This is a genomic window from Catonella sp. (assembly GCF_052173895.1).
Classification (GTDB): Bacteria; Bacillota; Clostridia; order Lachnospirales; family Lachnospiraceae; genus Catonella.
Map to the genome: position 1 here is coordinate 72,011 of NZ_JBQMXS010000005.1, position 7,389 is coordinate 79,399.

Below are 7,389 nucleotides of genomic sequence, written 5' to 3' on the forward strand. Positions count from 1 at the left end.
GCTGTGTATAACCAAAGATAATTCATAAAATATTTTGGTTATCATATATTTTTAAATGTTCTAGAAGAAAGGAAGGATTGTAATGAAAAGCAAAAAGATGTTTGCAAGACTGATGTCAGTTAGTTTAGCTTCGGCTATGACGATGACCACAATTCCTGTAAAGGCTGATAATGGATTTGTCAGTTATCAGGGAAATGTAAATCAGGCACAAGAGAGGAAAGAAGATGTGGATACATCTTCTAAAGAATTCAAAGGGAAAGACGGACATGCAAATCAGGCCAAGAAGGAGAGTGCAGCAAATAGTATAGCGAAAGAGAAAAGCAAATATGTAATTAAGAATTCTTATTACTTCAGTAATTTGGAGTGGGATATAAAAAAGAAAAATGTTGTATTTAATTTAAGTTTTGAAAGTGATAATACGGATAACACTAAATTTGATGATAAGGAGGATACCAAAGCACTTTCAGATAAGGGTACTATACAGATAAATAATGGAAAAATATGGAAATTTAAAGATGCGGAAATCATCAAAACAAATGGTTATGGTATTGCTTTTGAAAGTGTAAAGCAAGATTTTATAAAAGAGTTTGTAAATGATGCTGAGTTGAATGTAAAAGTATTTGATGCAGATGGCAAGGTGGCTGAAGTAAAACTTACTAATAGGTTAAGTACTGAACAAATCAGGAAATTCAATGAAAATCTAAAGACCAAGCCTGATGAAGAAAAAAAAGATGAAAAAGTAAAGAATAAATTGAATATAAAAGAAGAAGATTTGAAAGATTCTACCAATCTTTTTGTTGATTCTGGTACTACACTTGGAAGAATATATGGAACTGCAACATTTAGAATTGATTTTAAAAGTCAACCGAGAAATGACGAAAAAGAGAAAACAAAACCTGTATTCCCTAAAAAAGATGAGGGGGATTTTGCTAAAAATACAGAAATTATAATTAACGGTAAAGATTTAGGTACAATGGATTCTGTCGGTTTGAAAGGAAAAAGTACTTGGGAGGGTTCAAATTGCTTTGAAATAACAGATGAGGGGCTAACAGGTATTAAAGAAGTATTAAATGATAAAATTTTGTATGTAAAACTTTTAAATAAGACCTATGGTATTATTACATTTAAATTGGAAAATAAATTAACTGCTGCTGATAGAAAGAAGTATAGCGGAGTAGAAGTAGAATTAAAAGAGGTGGATTCTAAGATTAATGATATAACTCATAAAAAAGAAAAAAAAGATGATGAACAAAATATATCTAAGATAAAAACAGTTGATGTTGAGCTGGTGAAATCTGGGGATTATAGTTCTGTATCAATGTCTGCACCTACGATAAAAAAGAAAGCTGAAATCTTGACAACTAAAGATGGTAAACACAAGTTGATATTACATTTTGCTTCGGCGACTATTAATAATATTCTTGCATGGTCTACAGATCTTCAGTTAACAAATGAGAAAGATAAAATTTTAAGCGAATCAGGAGAAAAGGGTAATATAACAACAGAGTTTCTGTTAATGCCTGATAGGAGTGCAATATGTATAGTTGATTTACCGGAAATAAAAGAGACAGTATATGAGGGTCATATATATTCAAATGTTATGGATAAGGAGGTGGCTCTTAAGATTTCCGGAATTAAAGAGGGTGAAGATGTAAAGACAGCATTTGAGAAATTAAAAAAAGATGTAGAAACGAAATTGGCTACAAAGACTTATTATTCAAATACTAAGAAAGATATTGATAAAGCCCTAAAAGAGGCTGAACAAGATACGGATTATGCTAAAAGTTATGTAGCAATTTCAAGAGCTATGGCTCAGATTCGTGAAAAACTTGACAATCCTTTTATAGATGGGGATTTATTCTTCTTAAATGTAGTAGCTGATGGAACTATCTTATCTCCTGCAAGTTCTGACAGAGTAGTACAAAAATGGGCAAGAGTAGATATAAAAAATGGCAAACCGGTACTTACTGTAAATTATGAAAGTTATCTGTCTTATGAAAACAGAGTTGCAGTAAAGGATGTCAAAGTTATAGGAAGAAATGGAGAAACTATAAATTCAACATATAAGTATAATGAAAATAATTACAGTGGCGTATTGAGTTTTGAACTGCCATACATACCGGATGGTGGAGAATTTAATACAGAATTTACAGATTTATTCGGTAAAAAAGAGATGTCAAAGTTGATATTAGATTACTCAACAATTCATAAAGGAATTTTGCCTGAACTTTTATCTATAGCTATTGATAAAAATGATAAATATAAGACTGATGATTTTCGAACATATTCTAGAATAAGTGTGGATAAAAAAGATGATTATACACCTGAATCATTTAAGAAATTCGTGGATATGGTAAAAAAATGCGAGAATGATTTAGAACCTGCACATCGTTCAGAATTAACACAAGATTTAATCGATCAGGATATTAATGATTTAAGGAATGCAAAAGAAAGTTTGCAATATAAAAAGGCTGCAGGTAAGGGGAATACTGTAAATCTTGGTATAGATGGAATAAACTCTCCGGCTAACTACTATGAGGATGGGATTCATGCTATGTTCGTAGGCTGGTTGGGAAATAAAATTAAGTTTAACAATAATACATATAAGGTGTTAAGCAATGGTAACCGCTGGAATTATGAAACAGAAAAATATGAAGATACCGGCAGGCTTCTTATAATGGCGGATAACTTTACCGAGAATAAACCTTGGATTAAGCAGAAATCTGATGAAATTATCAGATGGGATCAGTCTTATGTTAGAAAATATTTAAATGATGAATTTTATAATAAATTCAATGAAATTCAAAAAAATCTTATAAAAGATAGTAAACTTTATACAGCTGATGTGATAGATAATACAGTGGGTATATCTAATAATCCCGGTGATAGTATTAAGACGAATGATAAGGTTTTTATAGCGGATTTAGATATGATGCAAAACTCTGATTTCGGTTTCGCATCAAATGACGGTAGGCATACCGGCAGGATATATCTTACAAGGAATATTCTGCTAGGTGGATATTATAATGATATAAATAAAATATTAGCAGTAAAATCAGAAGGTAAGCTAGGGGGATTGGGACAAAATGAAGACTTTACAGAATCTGTAGATTTTTACCCTTGCATGAATCTTGATAAGTCAAGAATTTTTATGACTATATCAGATAAGGCCGATATAAGTCGCTTGAACAGTGTAGTTCCAACAAAAGATAATGAGTGGCGAATGGTATTAAAAGACAGTTCGATACCTGCTGTTACAGATGCAAAAACAGAAGGCAGAAACGTTACAGTATCCGGCAATAATTTATATGCTGCTGTTATTAGAGGAGACTTAAACAAAGGAATAGTAAGATATTTTGGAAGGGTATCTAATACATTTGCGATACCGGAATTGGATAATGTTAATGATAAGCTTTATGTATTCAACTCAAAAGAGATGGGAAGTGAGTTAGTATTATCGGAGCCTTATTCAGTGCCAATTAATTATACAGAATCTAAAAAGCCTGCAGAAAACAATGAACATAAGCTGGATGCCAACAAAAAAGTTATAAGTAAAATCTATACAATGGATGCTACTATGCTTGAAAAGGACAAGACCAATGAAAGCATGGCTAATGTTATGTTTGCAGAAAAAGTAGATGTGGAAGTAAAGGATAACGAAGCAACACTCAAATTTTATTTAGCTTATCCTGTACCTCAATTCCCACTACTTGGAAAAGAAGGGTCAGTTAAGAATTTTTATCTTATGTATAATGGACAGAAATATGAGGCTGTATCCGATATTACAACTAAGCCTTTAAAAGAAGTAAAGAAAACTCAGGTAGGTTTTGGACTGAAAAAGGGTGATAAGATACCTATGCAGATACTGACAGTTAAATTACCTAAGGAAGTTATCAAAAATGATGTTAAATTAAGAGCTGGTTGTTATGTAAATGTAGTGATGAACAAGAATGTTGAGCTGGATATTGTTTTAAAGAATTTGAACTTGGTTAAAGAAATTACGGAAGAACAATCAGGTAGGGCTGACTCAAATAAATCAAGTACAGATTCTAAAATAAATAACAATAAAGTTGATGAGCAGAATAAAGCTAACAAAAGAAATATAGCTCAAAATAAATATTACGAATATCCTCGTCCATATACTTCACCTGTGGTAAATAATCAAAATTCAAATACAGATTCAAAAAATAATAATGTCAATGAATCGAAGAATTTTGTTTATAAAAATAGCATTGATAAAAATATTGCAGATGTCAATAAGGTTGATAAAAAGGATGTAAAGCTTAAAGAAAACAATACTCAACCGAATACTGTACAGAAAAAACTGACACAGCTTAAGACAGGTATTAAGGCAGATAAAAAAGGTTTGGTTACAGTGGGGTATGAGCAACTGAAAAAAGTATTAGAATTTAATGATAAAAATTCAAAATTGAATTTATCATTAAATATTAAAAGTTCTAAAAAGGATGTGGTGAATGTATATTTACCTCAGGATATATTAAAGGGAATTTTGGATTCAGGCTGCCGAAAAATAGAATTAAAATCTAAAGTAGGCAACATAGTTTTGAATAGAAATTCTATTAAGAAATTATCTAAAAACGATAAGGCTGTTAGTTTGGTAATTAGCTCTAAAAAAGGCAACTATAGTTTTAAGGTGATTGATAGTAATAATAAGCCTATGGATGTAAAAAAATTTAATATCACAGTAAAATTTAAGTAATTTGAAAATTGGATACAATCCTCCGTTTTATAAGGAGGATTGTATCTCGTAACGAAAATATTATAAATATAAAAGTTATATAGGATTTAACGTACAAGAATTGTAATTTACATCAAATGGAGATAACTTATGAGAAATAAAAGAATATTTCTAAAAAAAATATGTGCATTCATGATCAGTTCCATGCTTGTTTTACCTTATTTTTCGCTTGGATTGGTATGTGTAAAAGCTGAGCAACTGGATATACAAGATACTAATAATGGTACAGGTGTTTCAACGGCTGAAGATGAGAATGAAAATATTTCAAATAAAGAAAAAACAACAGATAATTCTAATATACTTGAGAATCAGAAAAAGAATAAGACTGAGCAAGATTCAACAGGACAGGTAGGAAAAGAAAATGATTTATCGGAAAAGGTGGGAGATAAAAAAGAGCAGGAAGTATCAAATGAAAATATTACTGAAAAAAAATATACTTTTAAGGAACTTAAAGAATTTGCAAAGTTGTTAAAAGAGATGGAGAAAGAAGAAAAGAGACAGCAAAAAGAACAAAAGTCAGTTATAGAAAATGGCGATTATACCATTGAAGTGGAATGTTTTGATTTAAGTCAGCCTGACCGATACAGCATGGCTAATGTGATGTTTGCTAAAAATGTAGATATGAAAGTTCAAGGTGCTGTAACAGAGCTTAAATTTTATGTGCCTTATCCGATACCTGCATTTTCTAATTTGGGAGAGGACGGAACAATAAAGAATTTTTATATAGAATATGAAAATAAAAAATATCAAGCAAAGAGTGATATTATTACCAAACCCTTAAAGCCTATGAGAGAAACAAATACAGGTTTTGGATTGGAGAAAGATAAGCCAATACCTACACAGATACTGGCTGTTGAGATACCTACTTATGCGATAAGTGGCAAAGAGCTTACATTTAAGGCGGGCGGGTATGTCAATGTAATGATGGATAGAGATGTAGAACTTTTATTAAAGTTAAGTAAAATACCTGCAAATGATACTATGGTTCCATTATTTTCGGTAGATGGTAAAGAAATAATGGTGCCTAACTGGCTTGCAAATGTCCTAAAATCCGGTAAGTTTATGGGAGGTGGAAATAATTCAGGTCAGAATTCCGGCAACAATTCCAATACCAATTCAGGTATTAAAGTTACAAATAACAGCAGCAATACAAATAATGGGATTACATTATCAGATGGTGTTTATAGTGTAATAGGTAATGTACTAAAAGCTAGTGGTTATGGATATTCTATGGCAAATGATGCGATAGAGCATACAATGTATATAACTGTAAAAAACGGACGGGCACATCTGATTTTGTCATTTAAGGGACTTGCTTTAAATGGAATGTACGGATATCTTGGTTATCTTAATTATTTTGAAAATATGAATTCAAATATTCCTTATAAATCGGAAGTACTATCAAGGCAGATATCAAATGGAACAGTTGTATCTGATATGTATGGAACGAATTATCCTAAAGATATAATATTTCCGTTACCAAGTGAGGCTATGAGTACAGGAAAGGTATCAATCCAAGTCTTTGTACCTATTATGGAGTCTTTGAGTAAAGGAAATGGTACGCAAAAAGCTATATTGGAATTGGCTATTAATAATTTAAGTAAAATATCAAATGATGTTGATCTTTTTATAAATTCCAAAAAGGAAGGTACACTTCCTACAGCAGCAACAACTACTACAAACCAAACTACAAACAATACAAATGAATTGAAACTGGATGATGGTGTATACAAGATAGGTGTCACCATGTTGAAGACGGATAAGTCATCCCTTTCTATGGCAAATAATTCAATCAATCATGTTGCCAAACTACGTGTAGAGAAAGGAAAATATTATTTGACACTTAGGTTCAATCCTATGAATGTAGGAGGAAAAGCCGGATATTTAGGGGAGTTAAAATTTTATACTCCATCTTATAATCTAAATAATGGAGATATAACGGGAAATTTACAAAGTTCTTACATTGATGAATATCATACAAAAGATGGAGAAAATGTAAAAGATATTTATGGAACGGATTATCCTAAAGCTTGTACAGTTGAATTGATAGAAAGTGCAAGAAAAGATGGATTTGTTCCATTAAATGTTTTTGTTCCGATAATGGATAAAATATCAAAGGGGGCAGGAAGTCAGAATGTTTTTGCAAAACTGGATATATTAAGTGTTGTAAAGACAAATGATTACGATCCGGATTTTACCAAAGAAAGTGAACTTTCAAATAGTAAATTAACTGAAAACAATAATTCAGTTGAAAATACTCATTTAAATGATGATACTAATTTAAATGAGAATAGTAATTTAAATAAAAATGCTAATTTAAATAAAAATGGTAATACCGATGTTATATTAAATAAAGATTCAAGTGTTTCAAAAGAAAAATTATTATTTGAAGATTTTAAAAATAGAATTGATGATTTAGCAGCTAATTTAGCCAAGGTGTCTGCTCAGAACTCTCCTCTTCCTAAAACTATAACTCAGTATGTGCCGGTTTCTTCTCAACCAAAAGAGGAAAATTCAAATGAATACATAGCTTCACAAGTTAATCCGTATTTACAAGGCGGCTATATGTATCCTGCGTATGCCAATCCATATGCTAATCCATATGCCAATCCATATGCTAATCCATATGC

General features: G+C 31.1%; 2 protein-coding genes. Both read left to right on the plus strand.

From position 1 onward, the window contains the following. Positions 1–82: 82 nt before the first annotated feature. Positions 83–4,720 (plus strand): DUF6273 domain-containing protein, encoded by a 4,638-nt coding sequence (locus ACTTG8_RS02310; RefSeq protein WP_442560507.1) that lies wholly within the window; start codon positions 83–85, stop codon positions 4,718–4,720. Between the two features lie 129 nt (positions 4,721–4,849). After that, on the plus strand, positions 4,850–7,389 hold a 2,540-nt coding region (locus ACTTG8_RS02315; RefSeq protein ID WP_442560508.1), incomplete at its 3' end, for an NEAT domain-containing protein.

Coding starts and splice junctions, on each gene's coding strand:
- ACTTG8_RS02310 (WP_442560507.1), top strand. CDS start 83: ATGAAAAGCAAAAAGATGTTTGCAAGACTGATGTCAGTTAGTTTAGCT.